General features: G+C 67.9%; 20 protein-coding genes and 1 pseudogene. 17 read left to right on the plus strand and 4 right to left on the minus strand.

Going from position 1 to position 19,580, the window contains the following annotated elements:
- Positions 1 to 176: 176 nt before the first annotated feature.
- From HMPREF1224_RS41435 to HMPREF1224_RS41470, 8 genes are all read left to right on the plus strand, one after another.
- The gene (locus tag HMPREF1224_RS41435; protein ID WP_003120281.1) at positions 177 to 728 is read left to right on the plus strand and encodes a fimbrial protein; all 552 of its coding nucleotides are present in this window, start codon (positions 177 to 179) and stop codon (positions 726 to 728) included.
- 87 nt (positions 729 to 815) lie between these two features.
- Complete coding sequence (locus HMPREF1224_RS41440; protein ID WP_003088863.1) at positions 816 to 1,562, plus strand: fimbrial biogenesis chaperone; 747 nt, start codon at positions 816 to 818, stop codon at positions 1,560 to 1,562.
- Positions 1,546 to 4,164 carry a fimbria/pilus outer membrane usher protein gene (locus HMPREF1224_RS41445; protein WP_010794141.1) on the plus strand — a complete coding sequence of 873 codons (2,619 nt, stop codon included), beginning with the start codon at positions 1,546 to 1,548 and terminating at the stop codon, positions 4,162 to 4,164. The genes HMPREF1224_RS41440 and HMPREF1224_RS41445 overlap by 17 nt, the downstream gene beginning before the upstream one ends.
- A complete protein-coding gene (locus tag HMPREF1224_RS41450; RefSeq protein ID WP_003113634.1) occupies positions 4,161 to 5,522 on the plus strand; it encodes a fimbrial protein in 1,362 nt (453 codons plus the stop codon). Before HMPREF1224_RS41445 ends, HMPREF1224_RS41450 begins: the two co-directional genes overlap by 4 nt.
- Positions 5,512 to 6,225, plus strand: coding sequence for a fimbrial biogenesis chaperone (locus HMPREF1224_RS41455; RefSeq protein WP_004343433.1), 714 nt, complete (start codon positions 5,512 to 5,514; stop codon positions 6,223 to 6,225). The genes HMPREF1224_RS41450 and HMPREF1224_RS41455 overlap by 11 nt, the downstream gene beginning before the upstream one ends.
- The gene (locus HMPREF1224_RS41460; protein WP_010794143.1) at positions 6,222 to 7,079 is read left to right on the plus strand and encodes an EAL domain-containing protein; all 858 of its coding nucleotides are present in this window, start codon (positions 6,222 to 6,224) and stop codon (positions 7,077 to 7,079) included. The genes HMPREF1224_RS41455 and HMPREF1224_RS41460 overlap by 4 nt, the downstream gene beginning before the upstream one ends.
- Positions 7,080 to 7,219: 140 nt before the next feature.
- Positions 7,220 to 7,744, plus strand: coding sequence for a DUF4142 domain-containing protein (locus tag HMPREF1224_RS41465; RefSeq protein WP_003088871.1), 525 nt, complete (start codon positions 7,220 to 7,222; stop codon positions 7,742 to 7,744).
- Positions 7,745 to 7,772: 28 nt separating this feature from the next.
- Entirely contained in the window at positions 7,773 to 9,137 is a 1,365-nt protein-coding gene (locus HMPREF1224_RS41470) for a cation:proton antiporter (protein ID WP_003113638.1), read from the plus strand.
- On the opposite strand, the gene HMPREF1224_RS41475 is transcribed toward HMPREF1224_RS41470, so the two are convergent.
- Both HMPREF1224_RS41475 and HMPREF1224_RS41480 read right to left on the minus strand, forming a co-directional pair.
- Positions 9,115 to 9,564, minus strand: a complete 450-nt coding sequence (locus HMPREF1224_RS41475) for a DUF421 domain-containing protein (protein ID WP_003102168.1) — start codon at positions 9,562 to 9,564, stop codon at positions 9,115 to 9,117. The genes HMPREF1224_RS41470 and HMPREF1224_RS41475 overlap by 23 nt on opposite strands.
- A 25-nt stretch (positions 9,565 to 9,589) precedes the next feature.
- Complete coding sequence (locus HMPREF1224_RS41480; RefSeq protein ID WP_003088874.1) at positions 9,590 to 10,114, minus strand: hypothetical protein; 525 nt, start codon at positions 10,112 to 10,114, stop codon at positions 9,590 to 9,592.
- A 248-nt stretch (positions 10,115 to 10,362) separates the two neighbouring features.
- Here HMPREF1224_RS41480 and HMPREF1224_RS41485 point away from each other — a divergent pair, with 248 nt between their 5' ends.
- From HMPREF1224_RS41485 to HMPREF1224_RS41510, 6 genes and pseudogenes are all read left to right on the plus strand, one after another.
- Positions 10,363 to 10,752, plus strand: a complete 390-nt coding sequence (locus HMPREF1224_RS41485; RefSeq protein ID WP_003102170.1) for a response regulator — start codon at positions 10,363 to 10,365, stop codon at positions 10,750 to 10,752.
- A gap of 17 nt (positions 10,753 to 10,769) precedes the next feature.
- Entirely contained in the window at positions 10,770 to 13,292 is a 2,523-nt protein-coding gene (gene ligD, locus HMPREF1224_RS41490; RefSeq protein WP_010794144.1) for a DNA ligase D, read from the plus strand.
- Positions 13,293 to 13,367: 75 nt separating this feature from the next.
- Entirely contained in the window at positions 13,368 to 13,583 is a 216-nt protein-coding gene (locus HMPREF1224_RS41495; protein WP_003088893.1) for a PLDc N-terminal domain-containing protein, read from the plus strand.
- A 19-nt stretch (positions 13,584 to 13,602) separates the two neighbouring features.
- Positions 13,603 to 13,842, plus strand: a complete 240-nt coding sequence (locus tag HMPREF1224_RS41500) for a metallothionein (protein WP_003100805.1) — start codon at positions 13,603 to 13,605, stop codon at positions 13,840 to 13,842.
- Positions 13,843 to 13,852: 10 nt separating this feature from the next.
- Positions 13,853 to 14,400: pseudogene (locus tag HMPREF1224_RS41505) on the plus strand (CinA family protein).
- Positions 14,397 to 15,257, plus strand: coding sequence for an SDR family oxidoreductase (locus tag HMPREF1224_RS41510; protein ID WP_003100806.1), 861 nt, complete (start codon positions 14,397 to 14,399; stop codon positions 15,255 to 15,257). Before HMPREF1224_RS41505 ends, HMPREF1224_RS41510 begins: the two are co-directional and overlap by 4 nt.
- A gap of 19 nt (positions 15,258 to 15,276) precedes the next feature.
- Here the strand turns inward: HMPREF1224_RS41510 and HMPREF1224_RS41515 are convergent, their stop codons facing one another.
- Positions 15,277 to 15,465, minus strand: a complete 189-nt coding sequence (locus tag HMPREF1224_RS41515) for a hypothetical protein (protein ID WP_003088902.1) — start codon at positions 15,463 to 15,465, stop codon at positions 15,277 to 15,279.
- 242 nt (positions 15,466 to 15,707) lie between these two features.
- Here HMPREF1224_RS41515 and HMPREF1224_RS41520 point away from each other — a divergent pair, with 242 nt between their 5' ends.
- Complete coding sequence (locus tag HMPREF1224_RS41520; RefSeq protein WP_003100808.1) at positions 15,708 to 15,995, plus strand: DUF2513 domain-containing protein; 288 nt, start codon at positions 15,708 to 15,710, stop codon at positions 15,993 to 15,995.
- Positions 15,996 to 16,047: 52 nt separating this feature from the next.
- A complete protein-coding gene (locus HMPREF1224_RS41525; protein ID WP_003100816.1) occupies positions 16,048 to 18,486 on the plus strand; it encodes a glycogen/starch/alpha-glucan phosphorylase in 2,439 nt (812 codons plus the stop codon).
- Positions 18,487 to 18,492: 6 nt separating this feature from the next.
- Here HMPREF1224_RS41525 and HMPREF1224_RS41530 read toward each other — a convergent pair whose 3' ends face one another.
- Positions 18,493 to 18,891: a hypothetical protein gene (locus tag HMPREF1224_RS41530; RefSeq protein WP_003100818.1), complete on the minus strand. Its 399-nt coding sequence runs from the start codon at positions 18,889 to 18,891 to the stop codon at positions 18,493 to 18,495.
- A gap of 498 nt (positions 18,892 to 19,389) precedes the next feature.
- Here HMPREF1224_RS41530 and HMPREF1224_RS41535 point away from each other — a divergent pair, with 498 nt between their 5' ends.
- Entirely contained in the window at positions 19,390 to 19,557 is a 168-nt protein-coding gene (locus HMPREF1224_RS41535) for a con-10 family general stress protein (RefSeq protein WP_003088912.1), read from the plus strand.
- Positions 19,558 to 19,580 lie beyond the last annotated feature (23 nt).

Genomic DNA, 19,580 nt, shown 5'->3' on the forward strand with positions numbered 1-19,580 from the left:
TCGAACGGATTTATAAGTCCGCCGTTCGGCGTTCACCTCGACGCCTGTGCACGGGATACTTATATCGGTGGTTCGCACCACTGATTATCGATTTGAACTCGTTCGAGTCTTTACCGCGTTCCCGGCCGAAATAAAAGGCGGGTGGACGATTATTGCCTCACACAAGGAACATAGGCATGACCAGAACTTCGAACCCATGCGCAGTGGTATTGGCCTTTGCGGCAATTGCCGCTTCGGGAACCGCGATGGCGGCAAACACTATCACATTCAGCGGCGAAGTGACCGACCAGACCTGCCAGGTCGCGGTCAACGGCTTCACCGACCCCACGGTGATCCTCGACAGCGTACCGGTGAGCGCCCTCGATGGCGCAGTGGGCCGCAGCGCCGGCGAAACCGCCTTCACCCTGCAACTCACCGATTGCGTCGCGCCGACGGCCGACGAGCATTTCACCACCCTGTTCCAGGCCACCAACCCCAGCGCCGCCGGGAACCTGGTGAACACCGCCGCCAGCGGCGCGACGGGCGTGGCGCTGCAATTGCTCGATAGCGTCGGCGGCAACCCGGTCGACCTGGCCGGCGGCGCGGCGGTGCCCGCCGGCGACATCGTGCTCGCCAACGGAGCCACCAGCACCAGCTACGACTACGCGGTGCAGTACGTCTCCGAAGCGGCGACCGTGACGCCCGGTCCGGTACTCGGCGCCGTGACCTACACGCTGCGTTACGAGTGAATGCCGGCGGCGCATGCGCCGCCCCTTCCTTTTCCCAGCACTAAAGCCGGGCCCGGTCGCTGGACCGTGCCCGGCCAGGTAAGCCGCATGCCCAGACATTCGTACCGATCCGGCAGGACATCGGCGCTTCTGCTCGTCCTGCTGGCGAGCATCGCCCAGGCGCGGGCAAGCGTGGTGGTGACCGGGACCCGGGTGATCTATCCCGGCGAGGCACGGGAGAAGACCGTGCAACTGAGCAATCGCGATGCGTTTCCCAACGTCGTCCAGGCCTGGGTCGACATCGACGCCCCGGACGCGCCGCCGGACCAGGCGGACGCGCCGTTCCTGGTCAACCCGGCGGTATTCCGCATGGCCCCGGACAGCGGCCAGACGCTGCGCATCGTCTACACCGGGCAGGGCCTGCCGGGCGATCGCGAATCGCTGTTCCATCTCAACGTCCTGCAGATCCCGCCACGCAACAGCAGCCATGCGGATCGGAACCAGATGCTGCTGATGCTGCGCAATCGCCTGAAGCTGTTCTACCGCCCGGCGGGCATCCAGGGCCGTCCCGAGGACCTGCCCGGGCAACTGCGTTTCGCACTGGTCCGGCGCAGCGCCGGCTGGGCGGTGCGGGTGGACAACCCGAGCGGCTACTACGCCTCGTTCGCCAGCGCCACGCTCAGCGTCGGCCAGCGCCGCTGGCGCTTGCGCAGCGGCATGCTGGAGCCGCGCAGCCATGCCGAATGGCAGGCCGAAACCCGAGAAGCCCTGCCGCCGGGACGCGTGCGCCTGCACGCGCTGCTGATCAACGACTACGGCGCCCATATGGATATCCGTCATGACCTATCGCCATGAACGCCGCTGCCGCACCGGCACGGCCCTGATGGCGGGCGGCATGGCGCTGGCGGCGAGCGCCTTCGGTCATGCCCAGCCCGGCTACGAATTCGATGATCGCCTGTTGCTCGGCTCTTCCCTGGGCGGCGGCGACCTGTCGCGCTTCAACCAGGACGGTCGGATCGATCCGGGTCGCTATCACGTCGATGTCTACCTCAACGAGCGCTTCGCCAGCCGCAGCGAAGTGAGTTTCCGCGCCAACCCCGCCAGCGGCGCGGTGGAGCCCTGCCTCGACGAAGACTTCCTGCGCCAGCGCCTCGGCGCCAAGCCTGGTGACGATCCGCGCAAGAGCGGCGACGGGCGCCACTGCGCCTTTCTCGGTGCACGCCTGCCCGGCTCGCGGTTCAGCCTGGACGTCGCCCGCCTGCGCCTGGTTCTCTCGGTGCCGCAAGCCTTGCTCGACCTCAAGCCGCGCGGCTACGTCAGCCCCGAGGAGTGGGACGCCGGCGACAGCATGGGCTTCGTCAACTACGACACCAACCTCTATCGCTCCGAATACCGCGGCGGCGAATCGGGACGATCGGACTACGCCTATGTCGGCCTGAACAGCGGCATCAACCTCGGCCTGTGGCGTTTGCGCCACCAGTCCAACTACACCTATTCCCGCTACAACGGGCAGGCCAGGCGCAAGTGGAACAGCATCCGCACTTATGCCCAGCGCGCCTTGCCGGCCTGGCGCAGCGAACTGACGGCGGGGGAGAGCTACACCGCCGGCAACCTGCTCGGCAGCATCGGCTACCGCGGCCTGAGCCTGGCCACCGACGACCGCATGCTGCCCGAGTCCCTGCGCCGCTATGCGCCGCAGGTGCGCGGCACCGCGGCCACCGCGGCGCGGGTGGTGATCAGCCAGAACGGCAGGAAGATCCGCGAGGTGAATGTCGCCCCCGGTCCGTTCGTCATCGACGATCTCTACGACAGCGCCTATGCCGGCGATCTGGATGTCCAGGTGTTCGAAGCCGATGGCAGCGTATCGAGCTTCAGCGTGCCGTTCGCCTCGGTCCCGGAGTCCATGCGTCCCGGCCTGTCGCGCTACAGCTTCACCCTGGGCCAGGCGCGCCAGTACGGCGACGGCGACGACCTGTTCGCCGACTTCACCTACCAGCGCGGCATGAGCAACGCCCTGACCGCCAACCTGGGACTGCGTGTCGCCGACGACTACCTGGCCATGCTGGGCGGCGGCGTCCTCGCCACCCGCTTCGGCGCCTTCGGCCTGAACAGCACCTATTCCAGCGCACGCGTCGAGGATGGCGCGCGCAAGCAGGGCTGGCGCATCGGGCTCGACTACAGCCGGACCTTCCAGCCCACCGGCACTACCCTGACCCTGGCCGGCTACCGCTATTCCACCGAAGGCTACCGCGAACTCGGCGACGTGCTCGGCTCGCGCGACGCACTGCGCCACGGGGACACCTGGGATTCCGGCAGCTACAAGCAGCGCAACCAGTTCAACCTGCTGGTGAGCCAGGCCCTCGGCGGTTACGGCAACCTCTATCTTTCCGGCTCCTCGAGCGATTTCTACGACGGCAAGAGCCGCGACACCCAATTGCAGTTCGGCTACTCCAATACCTGGGGGCAGTTGAGCTACAACCTCGCCTGGTCGCGGCAGACCACCACCTACTACCAGGAGCAGGGCGACCAGGACCCTGGCGTCGAGCTGCTCCGGCGCGACCGGCGCAGCGGCCAGCGCAACGACACCCTGACCCTCAGCGTCTCCATGCCGCTGGGTTCTTCCAGTCGGGCGCCGACGCTCAGCGCCATGGCTACCCGGCGCTCCGGCGACAGCCGTGGCGGCAGCCTGCAAACCGGGCTGAACGGTACGCTGGGCGACGAGCGTACCTGGAGCTACGCGCTGTCCGCCAACCGCGACAGCGAGGTCGCCGACACCACCTGGAACGGCACGTTGCAGAAGCAGGCGGCGCTGGCCACCTTGAATGCCGGCTATGCCCAAGGCGATCGCTACCGGCAATACAGTGGCGGCATCCGTGGCGCGCTGGTCGCCCACCGCGACGGGCTGACCCTTGGCCCCAGCGTCGGCGATACCTTCGCCCTGGTCGAGGCCAAGGGCGCCAGCGGTGCCGCGATACGCGGCGGGCAGGGCGCGCGCATCGACGGCAACGGCTATGCGCTGGCCCCCTCGCTGTCGCCCTATCGCTACAACCCGATCTCACTCGATCCCGTTGGCATCGATCCCGACGCCGAACTGCTGGAAACCGAGCGCAAGGTCGCGCCCTACGCCGGTGCCAGCGTGCGCGTGACGTTCAGGACGCTGACCGGCCATCCGCTGCTGATCCAGGCGCGGCGCGAGGACGGCAGTGTGCTGCCGCTCGGCGCCGTGGTGGTCGACGACGGCGGGGCGGCCATCGGCATGGTCGGGCAGGGCGGCCAGGTCTATGCGCGCGCGGAAAACCAGCGGGGCAGGTTGCTGGTGCAATGGGGAACGGCGCGCAAGGAGCGTTGCGAGTTGCCCTACGACCTGGCCGGTGTGTCTCGCGACCAGGCGCTGATCCGCCTGCGCGGCACCTGCCGGGCAGCCACCACCGACTCCAACCTGGAGAACGCCAGATGAACCGCACGCTTCCCCTGCTGCCCGCGCTGGCCCTCGGCGTGTTGCTAGGGCTTCCCGCCAGTGGCCAGGCGACTTGCTACCGGGTCACCTCGGTAGGCAGCGAGACGACCACCTCGAACACCCAGATCCGCCCAGGCGAAGGTACCGCCGGCAGCTGGACCGGCGCCTGCGACACCTGCAATGGCTCGCTCGGCCTGCCCAGCGTGGTCAACGTCAGCGACGAGAGTTTCCAGCCCTATCCGACGCTCATCGCCAGCGCGGTGGCGCCGCTGACCCAGTACGGCGCCACCGGCGGCTACGACCCCGAACGGGTGTTCTTCCGCTGTAGCGCCGGGGACGCCGTCTACGAGATGTTTTCTACCAACGGCGACGATCTCTATAGCGGCTACTACACCGGCGCCGACACGGTGGGCAACGACATCGGCCTGCAGGATGCCTACCGGACCGCCTGGCCCAACGTGCTGCTGCGCCTGACCAACGTCGAGACGGGGGAAACCATCACGCCGATCTGGAAGGAGCGCCAGCTCTCCGGGCTGGACATCGACTCGCGCGGCTTCCAGCTGGTCAAGGCGAAGAACCTCGCAGCGGTACGCGCCGAGCTGTACAGCGCGCCGCTGGAGGCGATCCGCTACTACTCGCCGACGATCCTCTCGCAGCCCTATTCCTACACCCAGCCGGCGGCCTACATCGCCATCAAGGGGCCGGGCCTGACCGCGCCGACCGTCGGCCAGGCGCACGTGGGCGGCAACTGGGGCGGCTGGTACAGCAACTGGCCGGGTGCCATCGGGCTGTACCGCTACGTGACCCTGAAACGCTATCCCACCTGCGCGGTGATGACGGTCACCCCGCACGTGCAGTTCCCGTCCATCACCCTGGCCGAGATCGATAGCGGCGGCGTGCGCGAGGCGCCCTTCGAACTCACCTTCAAGTGCCAGAGCGGCATGACCAACGGCACCGGGGCCGGCGCCACGGCGCTGGGCATCCGCGTGTCCAGCGGGGCCCTGGCGGCCAGCCCGGCGCTGGGCCTGGTCAACGCCAGTGGCGGACTGTCCTACCTGCTCTCCGACCGTTACGGGGAGCCGGGCATTGCCCGTGGGGTCGGCATCCGCATCTACCGCGACGGCACGCCGATGACGCTCCTGGCCAACGAGAACTCCGCCGGCGGCAGCAACGCCGAGGCCACCGGCTGGTACCCCGCCATCGGTGGCGCGACCCAGGCCAACGGCGGTAGCGGCGGCATCGACCTGTACCGCGAAACCTTCCGCGCGCGCCTGGAGAAACTCGCGCTCGGCAGCCAGCCCGGCGTCACGGCGGGGCGAGTCGAGGCCACGGCGCAGGTGGTTATCCGTGTCCAGTAGGCGCGCGCTCGCGCTGCTGGCCATGCTTTGCCTCGCGCCGACGAGCGAGGCCGGAGTGACCGCGGAGCGCACCCGCCTGGTGTTCGTGGAGGGCCAGCGCGAGGCCTCGTTGCTGCTGGTCAACCAGAATCCCTACCCGGTGCTGGTGCAGGCGTGGGTCGATGACGGTGCCCTCGACGGCGAACCGGATACCGCGCTGGCTCCGTTCCTGCCGCTGCCGCCCGTATTCCGCCTGGAGCCGGGACGCCAGCGCAGCCTGCGCCTGCTGGCTACCGGCCAGGCCCAGGCACGGGATCGCGAATCGCTGTACTGGCTGAACATCTACGAGATCCCCCCGCAAGCCACCGCCGAGGCCGCTGGCCGGCCCCGGCTCACGGTCACCCTGCGAACCCAGATGAAGGTGCTGTACCGCCCGCACGGCCTGCATCCGCACGCCGAGGACGCGGCCGCCGAACTGGGCTTCGCGCTGCGCGACGAGACCCTGCGGGTGGACAACCCGACGCCGTACTTCGTGTCCCTGGCGGGGCTGGCGCTGGAGATAGGGGAGACGCGCCTGGAACTGCCCGGAACGCTGCTGGCTCCGCGCTCGCAACGACGCCTCGGCTTGCCGCGGCGGGTGGACGGCGGGACGCGCGGCGAGGTGGCGTTCGACTGGATCGACGACAACGGCGTCAGCCGCCAGGAAAGGAAAGCTCTACAGTGAACGGTTCCCCACAGGCTCGCCAGCACGAGCACCCGCCGGCCGTTGCCGCCTCCCTGGCCGGCGACCTGCGCCTCGCCCGGCGTTTCCAGGCCGCCCTGGCGCGCGGTCGGGTGCGCCTGGACTGGCAGGCCGTACGGCATGCCGGGCATCCGGAATGGGAGCCGCTCTACCGGGAAACCCTGCTCAGGGTCACGGCCGCCAGCGGCGAGCCGCCGTTGCCGACCCAGGAACTGATCCTGGCGCTGGAGCGGCTCGGCCTGATACGCCTGCTCGATCGCTGCGTGCTGGGCACGGTCCTCGACCGGCTGAACGCCGAGCCTACCTTGCGCCTGGCCTGCAACCTGTCGCGCCAGAGCGCGGCGATGGATGCCTGGTGGGAAGCGGTCTGCCGATGGCTGGCCGCCCGTCCGCAGGTGGCACGGAGGCTGACGCTGGAGCTGACCGAGACCGCCGTGGGCGAGAGAGTCGCGACCCGGGAGTTCATCCGACGCCTGCGCGAACATGGCGTGCGCATCGCGATAGACGACTTCGGCGCGGCGCACAACAACCTGGACTTCGTTCTCGATGCCCGTCCCGATGTGATCAAGATCGATTGCCGGTATACCCGCGAAGCACGTCGCTCGGCGAAGGGCGCCGAAGTGCTGCGCCATCTGCTGGCCCTGTGCCGCGAACTGGCGCCCTGCGTGGTCCTGGAAGGTCTCGAGGAGGACGATGCGTTCGCCCGGCTGCCGACCGGGGACGTCTATCTCCAGGGCAACGCGATCGCGCCGCCGATGCGGGTCGAACCGCCGCTGTCCGTACGCCGGCCGAAGAGCCGGGCGCGGATCGAGGCGCTGGCGAGCCGCCAGGGGTGACCGGGGAGGGCGCCCGGCCTGGCACGGTCGGCGAAAAATCTGAACGGTCGGCCGGCGGCGCCGTCACAGCAGCGACGATGCCGAGGTGCGTTGTGCCGAAGTCCCGGCATTTTTTCCCTGTCACGCCAACGGAGTCGACCATGAACAGAGCAATCAGCCTTCCCCTCAAGGGAGCCGCCTGGCTCCTGCTGGTCCTGGCCCTGCCTTTCGCCAACGCCCAGGACATGAACAAGACCGCGCCACAGACCTTCGTCAGCGAGGCCTCGGCGGCCGGCGTAGCGGAAATCGAAGCCGGCAAGATGGCGCTGGAAAAGAGCACCGCCGCCGATGTGAAGGTATTCGCCAAGCAGATGATCGACGACCACGGCAAGGTCAACGCCGAACTGCGCAGCCTGGCCGAGCGCAAGAAACTGGAGGTCGAAGACGACGCCAGCCTGACCGACAAGGCCAAGGCGACCCTGCTCGACCTGCGCGACGCCTCCTTCGACCCGGCCTACGCCAATAACCAGGTGGCGGCTCACGAAAAAGCCGTGGAACTGTTCACCCAGGCCGCGGACAACCTGACCGACCCGGAACTGCAGGCATTCGCCAAGACCCATCTGCCGGCCCTGAAGCATCACCTGGAGATGGCCCGCGCGCTGGCCAAGGCGCACCCATCCAAGTAACGCCCCCGCGGGCGGAGCCTGGCCAGGCATGAGTTTCAGCCTGTGGTTGCTGGTACTGGGCTGCATCCTGCTGACGCTCGGCCTGGCCTCGGCCTACCTGCGCCTGCTGCCGGTCAGCACGTCGTTCATCTACCTGCTGTTCGGCCTGGCCATCGGCCCGGCCGGGCTGCACGCCTGGCGCAGCGGCCTGGCGGACATCAGCGGCTGGTTCGAACACCTCAGCGAGGCGGCGTTGCTGATCTCGCTGTTCATCGGCGGCCTCAAGCTGCGCCTGCCGTTGCGCTCGCCGGCCTGGACCGCTGCCTGGCTGCTGGCCGGACCAGTCCTGCTCGGCTGTATCCTCGGCCTTACCCTGGGCGCGCATTTCCTGTTCGGCCTGGACTGGGGGCTGGCCTTGCTGGTCGCGGCGATCCTCGCGCCCACCGATCCGGTGCTGGCCAGCGACATCCAGGTCAACCACGCCGGCGACGACGACCGCCTGCGCTACGCCGTATCCGGCGAGGCGGGACTCAACGACGGCATCGCCTTTCCCTTCGTCATCGCCGCCCTGCTGCTGATCGGTCAGGGCGGCGGCCTGCCCGGGGAGTTCGACCGCAGCGGCCTGGACTGGCTGCTGCGCGACGTGCTCTGGGCGATTCCGCTCGGCCTGCTGGTGGGCTATTGCCTGGGCCATGGTCTCGGCCGCCTGGCCATCCACCTGCGGGCGCGGCACACCGACACCTCGGTGTCGGCCAACGACTTCCTCGCCCTGGCGCTGATCGCGCTGTCCTATGTCGGCGCCGACGCACTGGGCGGCTGGGGCTTCCTCGCCAGCTTCGCCGCCGGGATCGGCCTGCGTCACGCCGAGGTGGCGACGCTGGGGCGCGCCTCGGCACCGGCCGAGGCGCAGGCGGCCGCCGCCGACGTGCGCGAGGCAGGGCAGGCCAGCGGCGCCATCGAGTACGGCGCCGACCGCAGCGAACACCCGAAGGTGGCGGCCGGCGCGGTGATGCTCGACGTGCTCTCCTTCGGCAACCTGCTGGAGCGCTCGCTGGAAGTGCTGCTGGTGACCCTGCTCGGCGCCATGCTCTACCAGCACTGGGACTGGCGCGCGCTGCCGCTGGCGCTGCTGCTGTTCTGCGTGTGCCGGCCGGCGATGGTCTGGCTGCTGGTCGGCCGGCGGCTGATGCACCCGGCGCAGCGGCGCCTGCTCGGCTGGTTCGGCATCCGCGGCATCGGCAGCCTGTACTACCTCAGCTACGCGCTGAACCAGGGGCTGCCTACGGCGCTCGCGCATACCGCCAGCGACCTGGTGCTGAGCCTCGTCGCCCTGAGCATCTGCGTGCACGGCCTGAGCATCCAGCCGCTGCTGATGCGCCACGCGCGCAGCGTCAGTCGCCGCGATCGGGAATGATCGAGATCTTGCCGTTCTTCTCGAGGATGGCGAAGCGGATCTGCTCCATGCGTTCCAGGCCCTGGGTCTCGCGGGCGGCCAGGAGAATGTCTTCCTCGCGCAGGCGGGCCTCGGCCAGGCGTGCGTGCAATGGCCTGCCGTACTCGACGATGAGCGTCGGGGAGCCCTCGATCAGGGTGTCGAGCTTCGGATGGCGCAGCTTGAGCAGGGACAGACCGACGTCGATGACGATCAGGGTGATGATCACCAGTACCGCGTTGACCAGCGAGAAGTCGTCGCCCAGCAGCGCCTGCTGGGTGGCTTCGCCGATGATCATCAGCAGCAGCAGGTCGAAGGTGGTGATGTCGGTCAGTGAACGCCGCCCGGCGATGCGGAAGAGTACCAGCAGGACCAGGTAGAGCGCGGCGGCTCGCAGTATGGAATCCATCGTGCGCCTCCTCGGAACGGATGACTCAGGGGTAGATGAACTGGTCGAAGGCCAGGCTCTCGCCGGCGAACTCCAGTCGACTGGCGACTTCGCCGAGCTGGTTCGGCAACAACGTCAGGAACAGGCTCAGGCGACCGTCTTCGTCGAGCCTTCCCTCCAGTTCCAGGCCACCCCGCCAGCTGTGACTGCGCAGCGGTTGCGGTTGCAGGCTCTGGATGCTGTGCGCCTGTAGCAGTCCGCCGCCCAGGCGCACGCCAACTTCGGTGCCCGGCGCGCCGCGCAGATCGATGCGCAGGCGGCTGGCGGCGCCGCTGCGTTCGAAACGCTCGTAGGCCAGGGTCAGCCTGCCGCTGTCGCTGACCAGCGTCCGCGAACTCAGAGGCCCGCCGGCGAACACCCCGGTCAGCGCCAGGAGGATCACCCCGAGCAGGACCCACAGGCCCGCCCGTTCGAAACGCCAGGCGCGGCGCTGGCTTTCCAGGCGCTCCGGGATCGGATACTCGCGCTGGTCGAACGCATCGTCTGCGGCGTCTTCTGGGGCAGGGCGCATGGCTGGCTCCTTCGCTCGCGGTCTCTCAGGCTGGACCCCGGTCGACGTGGTTGGTGCCGGCGGGCTTACCAGCGGTCCGCGCGGGTCGGGCAATCTGCACGATGAACAGGCGCCTTCCGGGCACTCTGCTGATCGCACTTTGCGATCAATCCGCGCCCAATCGCCGTGGTCACGCTGCTCCGGCGCAAGCGGGGCGGACGGCGCGAACCTTGCAGCGAAGCCTTCCTGACAATCCGACAGGGAGAACCATGGTGAACGGAGAAAACAAGATCGTCCTGGTCCTCGAAGAACACGCCGACCAGCTCTGGCGGATCGAGGAATTCCTCCTCGATCGAGGCTACGCGGTGCTCAGCGCGGCGAGTCGCGACGAAGCCCTCGACCACCTGGCCTCGGACGCGGTGATCGACCTGTTCCTGCTCAGCGAGCAGCTCGAAGGTCCTCTGAGCGGCAGCATGCTCATCGAAACCAGCCTGCCGGTGCGCCCGCGGATGCGGGTGATCCTGCTCAGCGACAGCGCTCGCGTCGGCATCGACCCGGCGGCACCCTATCCGGTGCTGCTCAAACCGGTGACCCTGGAGGAACTGGGGAAAGCCATCGACATGGTCCTGCACAGCGCGCCGGTCTGCCCCGGCGTCTGAGCACCGAGGAGCCCACCATGCCCAGCAGCAAGCCGCTCGCCGAGTACGCCCGCAAGCGCGATTTCCGCCAGACCCCGGAGCCCAGCGGCCGCAAGCCTCGCAAGGACAGCACCGGGCTGCTCCGCTATTGCGTCCAGAAGCACGACGCCAGCCGCCTGCACTACGACTTCCGCCTGGAGCTGGATGGCACCCTGAAGAGCTGGGCGGTGCCCAAGGGGCCGTGCCTCGACCCGGCGGTGAAGCGGCTCGCGGTGCAGGTTGAGGACCATCCGCTGGACTATGCCGATTTCGAAGGCAGCATCCCCCAGGGGCACTACGGCGCCGGCGATGTCATCGTCTGGGACCGAGGCGCCTGGACGCCTCTGGACGATCCGCGCGAGGGCCTGGAAAAGGGCCATCTCAGCTTCGCCCTGGATGGCGAGAAACTCTCCGGGCGTTGGCACCTGATCCGCACCAACCTGCGCGGCAAGCAGCCCCAGTGGTTCCTGGTCAAGGCCAAGGACGGCGAGGCGCGCAGCCTGGATCGCTTCGACGTGCTGAAGGAGCGTCCCGACAGCGTGCTCAGCGAGCGTACGCTGCTGCCCCGCCATGGCGAAGCCGCCACGCCCGCGGCCAGGCCGGCGCGACGCGGCAAGAGCGGGGGGAAGACGCCGATGCCCGAATGGATCGCCCCCGAGCTGGCCAGCCTGGTCGAGCAGCCTCCGCGAGGGGAGTGGGCCTACGAACTCAAGCTGGACGGCTATCGGCTGATGAGCCGCATCGAAGACGGCCACGTGCTCCTGCTGACCCGCAACGGCCATGACTGGACCGAACGCCTGCCGCACCTGGAGAAGGCCTTGGCCGGGCTCGGTCTGCAGCGCAGTTGGCTGGACGGCGAACTGGTCGTCCTCGACGAGGAGGGTCGACCGGACTTCCAGGCCCTGCAGAACGCCTTCGAGGAAGGTCGCGGCGAGAACATCCTGTACGTCCTCTTCGACCTGCCGTACCACGAAGGCGAGGATCTGCGCGATGTCGCCCTGGAGGAGCGCCGCGCGCGCCTGGAGGCGCTGCTGGAAGGGCGAGACGAAGACCCGCTGCGGTTCTCCGCGACGCTCGCGGAAGACCCCCGCGACCTGCTGGCCAGCGCCTGCAAGCTCGGTCTCGAAGGCGTGATCGGCAAGCGTCTGGGCAGCGCCTACCGTTCGCGCCGCAGCAACGACTGGATCAAGCTGAAGTGCCAGTTGCGCCAGGAGTTCGTGATCGTCGGCTATACCGAGCCGAAGGGCTCTCGCCGGCATATCGGCGCCTTGCTGCTCGGCCTCTACAGCCCTGACGAGGAGCGCCGGCTGCGCTATGCCGGCAAGGTCGGCAGCGGCTTCACCGCGGCCAGCCTGAAGAAGGTCCGTGAGCGCCTGGAACCCCTCGCGGTCCGCTCCAGCCCATTGGCGAAGGTGCCGCCGGCGCGCGAGACCGGGTCGGTGCAGTGGGTGCGCCCGCAACAGCTGTGCGAGGTTTCCTATGCGCAGATGACCCGTGGCGGGATCATCCGCCAGGCAGTGTTCCACGGCTTGCGCGAAGACAAGCCGGCGCGCGAGGTGACCGGCGAGCGTCCCGCCGGCCCGCCGCCGCTGCGCGGCGCGCGCAAGGCCGGCGCCGGTGCGTCGCGGGCGGCCACCGCCGGCGTGCGCATCAGCCATCCGCAGCGGCTGATCGACCCGTCGATCCAGGCCAGCAAGCTGGAACTCGCCGAGTTCCATGCGCGCTACGCCGACCTGCTCCTGCGCGACCTGCGCGAGCGCCCGGTGTCGCTGGTGCGCGGCCCCGACGGAATCGGCGGCGAACTGTTCTTCCAGAAGCACGCGGCGCGCCTGAAGATCCCCGGCATCGTCCAGCTCGACCCGGCGCTCGATCCCGGTCATCCGCCGCTGTTGCAAATCCGCAGCGCCGAGGCGCTGGTCGGCGCGGTGCAGATGGGCAGCATCGAATTCCATACCTGGAACGCCAGCCTGGCCAACCTGGAGCGGCCCGACCGTTTCGTCCTCGACCTCGACCCGGACCCGGCGCTGCCGTGGAAGCGCATGCTCGAAGCGACCCAGCTGAGCCTGACGTTGCTCGACGAGCTGGGCCTGCGCGCCTTCCTCAAGACCAGCGGCGGCAAGGGCATGCACCTGCTGGTGCCGCTGGAGCGCCGGCATGGCTGGGACGAGGTCAAGGATTTCGCCCAGGCCATCTCCCAGCACTTGGCGCGCCTGATGCCGGAGCGTTTCTCGGCGGTTTCCGGGCCGCGCAACCGGGTCGGCAAGATCTTCGTCGACTACCTGCGCAACAGCCGCGGCGCCAGCACCGTGGCCGCCTACTCGGTGCGCGCCCGCGAAGGGTTGCCGGTGTCGGTACCGGTGTTCCGCGAGGAACTCGACTCGCTGCAGGGCGCCAACCAATGGAACCTGCGCAGTCTGCCGCAGCGCCTCGACGAACTCGCCGGCGACGATCCCTGGGCCGACTACGCCGGCACCCGCCAGCGCATCAGCGCGGCCATGCGGCGCCAGCTCGGGCGCGGCTGACCGTCCGCGAAAAAGGCGGAACTCCCCCGGCGCACAGGGCCTCCACCGTGCAACGAGATGCCGAGGAGGCCCCCGATGGATACCGCCTACCTGATCCTCGCGCTGCTGGTCCTGTTGCTCCTGGTGGATGCCTGGGCCATCAACAGCGTGCTCCGCAGCGACAGCTCCGCCAGTCGCAAGCTCGGCTGGTCGCTGCTGATCCTGCTCCTGCCCGTGCTCGGCCTGGTCCTCTGGGGCTGGACCGGCCCCCGTGGCTTGCGCCCGGTGACCTCGCCGGAACACAGCAAGTGAACCCCACTGGAGACTGCCCATGAACAGCGAAACCTGTGCCTGTCCCAAATGCACCTGCCAGCCCGGCGCCGATGCCGTCGAACGCGACGGCCAGCACTATTGCTGCGCGGCCTGCGCCAGCGGCCACCCCCAGGGCGAGCCGTGTCGCGACGCCGATTGCCCCTGTGGCGGCACCACCCGGCCCCAGGTGGCGGAGGATCGCCAGCTGGACGACGCGTTGAAGGAGACCTTTCCCGCCAGCGACCCGATCTCGCCCTGAGGAGCGTGCCATGCCCGACCTGCAACTCGCGGACGAGGCCTCTCGCCTGGTGGCCTACCTGCGTAGCGCCGACCTCAGCCTGATCACTGCGGAATCCTGTACTGCCGGGCAGATCAGCGCCGAACTGTCGGCGGTGGCCGGCAGCGGCAAGGTGATGGAAGGCGGCTTCGTCGTCTATTCGCCGGCGGCCAAGCTTGCCCTGCTGGGGCTCGACCCGAACTGGCTGGAGCGTTTCAACCTGACCAGCGTGGAGGTCGCCGAGGCCATGGCCAGGGCGGCCCTGCAACGCAGTCCGGCGAGCGCCGCGCTGGCGGTCACGGGGTTGCTCGGCAGTGAAGCGAAGGACGGCATCCCGCCCGGTACCGTGTGCTTCGCCTGGGCCTTCCGGTTGCCCGCCGGCCTCGCCCTGTTCTCGCGCCGCGAGCGCTTCCACGGCGACCCCGCGCGGATGCGCCGGGAAGCCACCCGCTGGGCGCTGCGGCGCCTGCCCGAATTCCATCAACGCGCCTTGCGCGGCGAACGCGCCTGAGGCGTCCGACAGAGAGGAAACCACCATGAGCGAACAGCGACAGACCCTGCCGGCGCAGCACCAGGACCAACGTCCCGGCCACGAAAGCGAGATGCAGCCGAAGCCGGAGTTCGTTTCCGCCGATTACCGTCCGGCGGCCAAGCTGGAGGGTAAGGTGGCCCTGGTCACCGGCGGCGACAGTGGTATCGGCCGCGCGGTGGCGGTGGCTTTCGCCCGCGAGAAGGCGGATGTGGTGCTGGTCTACCTGGATGAGAACGAAGACGCGGCGAAGACCCGCGAGATCATCGAGTCGCTCGGCCGCCAGTGCCTGGCGTTCGCCGGCGACGTCGCCGACGCCGGCTTCTGCCGCCAGGTTGTGGACACGCTAAGGCAGAAATGGGGGCGCCTCGACGTGCTGGTCAACAACGCCGGCGAGCAGCATCCGCAGGCGCGCCTGGAGGACATCAGCGAAGAGCAGTGGGAGAAGACCTTCCGCACCAACATCTTCGGCATGTTCCAGTTGACCAAGGCGGCCCTGCCGCTGATGGGCAAGGGCGGGGCGATCATCAACACCACCTCGATCACCGCCTACAAGGGCAACCCCCAGCTGATCGACTATTCCTCGACCAAGGGCGCGATCACCTCGTTCACCCGGTCGCTGTCGATGAACCTGGTCAACCGCGGCATCCGCGTCAACGCCGTGGCCCCGGGCCCGATCTGGACGCCGCTGATCCCGTCCACCTTCAGCGCCGAGAAGGTCGCCCACTTCGGCGCGGATACGCCGATGGGCCGGCCCGGCCAGCCGGAAGAGCTGGCCGCCAGCTACGTCTACCTGGCCTGTAACGACTCGTCCTACGTCAGCGGCCAGGTGCTGCACGTCAACGGCGGTACGGTAGTCAACGGCTGAGGCGCCCCGGCGGCCGCGTTCACTCGCGTGCCGCCGCCGGCAGCAGGGGGTAGACCCGCACCGCGCTCAGACGCTGCGGGAACAGCAGGGGATAGCAGAGTTGCAGGCGAACGTGCGCCTCGCTGGTGCTGAGGGTTGGCGCGAAAGTGGTGAGCACGGTCCGGCCGGGTTGTCCGGCGTCTGAGAAATGAACCATGAAAGCCTGCATCGGAGCGCTCCTGCCGGGATACGGGAAAGGTCACTGCTCAGTGAAGCTGCGCTCCAGCTCTCGCGCCAGTCCGCACACCGACCGTTGGCAACGGCATTCCTCCCGACTGACGCCGGCGCCCGGCGGTTCCGTCGTGCGGACAGGCGGGCCGCCGGCGAAAAAGAATGAACCATCGCGGCCGCCGCGACTCCGCTTCTAGGTAGCCGGAACGGCCGGCCGCGACGCAGACAAGGAGCATGCCGATGAAACGCGACTGGGGGTTGATCAGGGATCTGCTGGAGCATCTGGAAAGCCTTGGCTTCGGCCAGCACTGGGAAGCACGCGAGCTACCCGGTCATTGCCGCGAGGCGGTGGCCTACCACTTGCAGTTGCTCAACCAGGCGCAACTGCTCTGCGGCAGCGTCCAGCATTCCTGGACCGGCCAGGAGCAATGGGTGGTCCACCACCTGACCCTGGCCGGCCACGACCTGCTCGACCGCCTGCGCCAGGAAAGCGCGGCGGCCGCCGTGCCGGTACGCAAGAGCGCCTGAGAAAACCCCGCAAGCACCGGCCTGCAGCGGCGGGCCGGAAGGAAGCCCGGCGATGCCCGACAGCCAAGACCAGACCCCAAGTGCGGTCCAGACCCTGAAAGCCAGCATCCTCGCCAAACTGCGCTACAGCGTCGGCCGCGACCCATCCACCGCCTGCCCGCACGACTGGTTCGAAGCGGTGGCCCTGGCGGTGCGCGACCACATCATCGACCACTGGGAGGAGGCCACCCCGCAAGGTGAAGCGCCCGCGCGCAAGCGGGTCTACTACCTGTCCCTGGAGTTCCTCATCGGTCGCCTGTTGCTGGACAACCTCGGCAACCTCGGGCTGCTCGAGGAAACCCGCCAGGCCCTTGCCGAGCTGGGCGTCGACCTGCAGCGGATCGTTGCCCTGGAGCCGGACGCGGCGCTCGGCAACGGCGGCCTCGGACGCCTGGCGGCATGCTTCATGGAAAGCATGGCCAGCCTCGACATTCCCGCGCATGGCTATGGCATCCGCTACGAGCATGGCCTGTTCCGCCAGGTGCTGACCGACGGCTGGCAGCAGGAGCAGACCGAGACCTGGCTGGATTTCGGCAATCCCTGGGAGTTCGAACGACCCGAGGTCAGCTACTACATCGACTTCGGCGGCAGCGTGCAGGTCGACAGCGAGCACAGTGGCCGAGCCATCTGGCGGCCGGACGAGCGGATCCGGGCGATCGCCTACGACACGCCGATCGTCGGCTGGCGGCGTGCCAGCGTCAATACCCTGCGCCTGTGGCGCGCTCGCGCCGAGGAAGACCTGCAACTGGACCGTTTCAACGCCGGCGACCATATCGGCGCGGTGGTCGACGTGGTCAAGGCGGAGAGCATCTCGCGGGTGCTGTATCCGGCAGACAGCACCGAGGCCGGTCAGGAACTGCGCCTGCGCCAGGAGTACTTCTTCGTCTCAGCCTCGCTGCAGGACCTGCTCGACCGCCACCTGCGCCATCATCACGACCTGCGTAGCCTGCCGGAACAGGTGGCGATCCAGCTCAACGACACCCACCCGGCGATCGCCGTCGCCGAGCTGATGCGGCAACTGGTGGACGTGCACCAACTGGCCTGGCCGGACGCCTGGGCGCTGAGCGTGGCGACCTTGTCCTACACCAACCACACGCTGCTCCCGGAAGCCCTGGAATCCTGGCCGGTGGCGCTGATGGAGCGCCTGTTGCCGCGCCACATGCAGATCATCTACCTGATCAATGCCTTCCATATAGACGCGCTGCGTGCCCAGGACATCCACGACTTCGACCTGTTGCGTTCGGTCAGCCTGATCGAGGAGGGCCACGGCCGACGGGTGCGCATGGGCAACCTGGCGTTCCTCGGTTCGCACCAGATCAACGGGGTATCGGCATTGCACACCGAGCTGATGCGCGAAACCGTGTTCCATGACCTGCATCGCCTCTATCCGCAGCGCATCAGCAACAAGACCAACGGCGTGTCGTTCCGCCGCTGGCTGTTCCAGGCCAACCCGGGGTTGACCGAGCTGCTGGTGGAGACCCTCGGCGCCGACCTGCTGGACACCCCGGAACGGCGCCTGCCGGACCTCGAGGAGCACGTCGAGGACGCCAGGCTGCGGGCACGCTTCGCCGAGCAGCGCCGGCAGAACAAGACCGCCCTGGCGCGCCTGGTGCTGGACAGCCTTGGCGTGGCGATCGAACCGGAAGCGCTGTTCGATGTGCATATCAAGCGTATCCACGAATACAAGCGGCAGTTGCTCAACCTGCTGCACACCGTGGCGCTGTACCAGGAGATCCGCAACGACCCGACCGCCGACCGCGTGCCGCGGGTGAAGATCTTCGCCGGCAAGGCTGCCGCCAGCTACCACCAGGCCAAGCTGATCATCAAGCTGGCCAACGACATCGCCCGCACCATCAACGACGACCCCACCGTGCGCGGCCTGCTCAAGCTGGTGTTCCTGCCCAACTACAACGTCAGCCTGGCCGAGGCGATCATTCCCGCGGCGGACCTCTCCGAGCAGATTTCCACCGCCGGGCTCGAGGCCTCCGGGACCAGCAACATGAAGTTCGCCCTCAACGGCGCGCTGACCATCGGCACCCTGGACGGCGCCAATGTCGAGATGAGCCAGCGGATCGGCCTGGAACACATGTTCATCTTCGGCCTCAGCGCCCAGCAGGTGGAGCAGCGCCGGCAGGCCGGGGAGCTGGAGATGGGCGGGGTGATCGCGGCCTCGCCGCGGCTGGAGGAAGCCCTGGAGGCGATCCGCAGCGGGCTGTTCTCGGCCGACGACCGCAGCCGCTACGAAGGGCTGGTGGACGGCCTGGTGCACGACGACCGCTTCATGCTCTGCGCCGACTTCGAGGCCTACTGGCATGCGCAGTGCCGGGTCGAGGAAGTCTGGCGCGAGCCCGATCGCTGGTGGCGCTCGGCGTTGCTCAACGTGGCGCGGATCGGCTGGTTCAGCGCCGACCGGACGATCAGCGAATACGCCCGGGATATCTGGAAGCTATGAAGGGCCTTACCAGAAGCCGGCCGGGTGACGGCGTTCGGGGCCCTCCAGGCGAAGGTCGAAGGCGCGGCGGAAGAATACCGCCAGCTCGCTGTCCAGCACCATCGGGTTGATCGACGCCAGCTCGGCCGGCAGGCTGTGCCATTCCTGGGCCCCGGCCAGGTACTGGCGATGGATGACCCGCTCGCCGGGAATCGCCAGCAGGCTGTAGTGGCTTTTCTCGCCTCCCGGCTCGCCGACTTCCAGGCGCAGGCGAGGATGGCCGTCCTCGTCGAGGTCGAGGTCCACGTTGCAGTCCAGGCCGTAGCTGCGCGCCTCTTCGCAGGAGTCGACGAAAAGCGGTTTCGCCACCTGTTCGACGAGAGAAATGAAATAGTGCTGGAATCGCACTTCGTCACTGTTTTCCATGGCGAGTTCCATTTGTTTTAAAGTTCGACGATTAATTATTGAATGGGTCTATCGGAATGTCAGGGGTTGCAATAGAAAAGAATAATTAAGTGCCTCCGCCTGGGCATTCTTCGGTATTCGCTCCATGATATTCGGGGTAGGGTTCCTGATCACTGTCTCCCGGTTCGAAATTCCATTCATGGCAATCGCGATCGGGTTCTTCGTTGCTTACCACGGGATCGCTGTAGGCCGGATGCTCGTAGGGTTTCATGGTGCTCCTCCGAGATGTGCGGGCTTTCATCTGACGCAATTCGGGGATTCCTGTCAATGCTGGCAATGGAATAAGGCAAGGATCTTTGAACCCTATGGATTGCGCTCGAAACATGCTGGCAAAGCGCTTCGCTTTCATTCGCTGAAAATAATCTGAACCACTGGCGAAACACCCTCTCAGAGTTAGGGCATGCGCAACGCATGCGTCCATGAAATCTGTTCTGAAGAGATTATTCGGAGGAAATAGAAATGGCACAGCATCAAGGTGGTAAAGGCAACTTCGCGGAAGACCCGAAACGTGCTTCGGAGGCCGGCAAGAAGGGCGGCCAGGCCAGCGGCGGCAACTTCAAGAACGATCCGCAGCGGGCCTCCGAGGCTGGCAAGAAAGGTGGCCAGCGCAGCCACGGCGGGAACTGATAACCGCGCAGTGAAGTGAATGG

The sequence above is a fragment of the Pseudomonas sp. P179 genome, assembly GCF_000478485.2.
GTDB classification, from domain to species: Bacteria; Pseudomonadota; Gammaproteobacteria; order Pseudomonadales; family Pseudomonadaceae; genus Pseudomonas; species Pseudomonas aeruginosa.